Here is a 458-nt window from a genome sequence, read left to right on the forward strand (position 1 = left end):
GGCATCGAACACCTTGTAGATAGGATCCAAAACGTACATGCAAAATGAACGTTTGTTGTCATCATCCTTTTGTTTTGGCCACTTCTTCGTTTGAGGGTTGAAAAAGTTTTCTCCCCATAACCTGTTCATAAGCTTGACAAGGTCAATCTTGAATTTGTCAGCATACATCTCAGAGAATTGTTTGAGGGTGAAAGCCCACCCATGAAGACCAGACCCGAAACCAACAGAGCCCTTGCTAGGGTCGACACGCACCTCACCCATGGGACCACCATCATCGTTATATGTGGCTATAATGACGTTAACATTTTCTACAATACGCTGGAACGTCTGGTATAGTTCTTCAGCTTCAAGTTGGAGCTCAAGAAGAGCACGGTCCATTTTGTTCATGAACAGAATAGGCTTGATGCGCTCGGCAATAGCCTGACGCAGTACTGTTTCAGTTTGTACACACACACCAG

At 44.8% G+C, this 458-nt stretch carries 1 protein-coding gene; it reads right to left on the bottom strand.

From position 1 onward, the window contains the following. Positions 1-458: GTP-binding protein (locus tag F0L68_RS46140; RefSeq protein WP_223199675.1), on the bottom strand; the 458-nt coding region annotated here is incomplete at both ends.

This window comes from Solihabitans fulvus, assembly GCF_008386585.1.
Taxonomy (GTDB): Bacteria; Actinomycetota; Actinomycetes; order Mycobacteriales; family Pseudonocardiaceae; genus Solihabitans; species Solihabitans fulvus.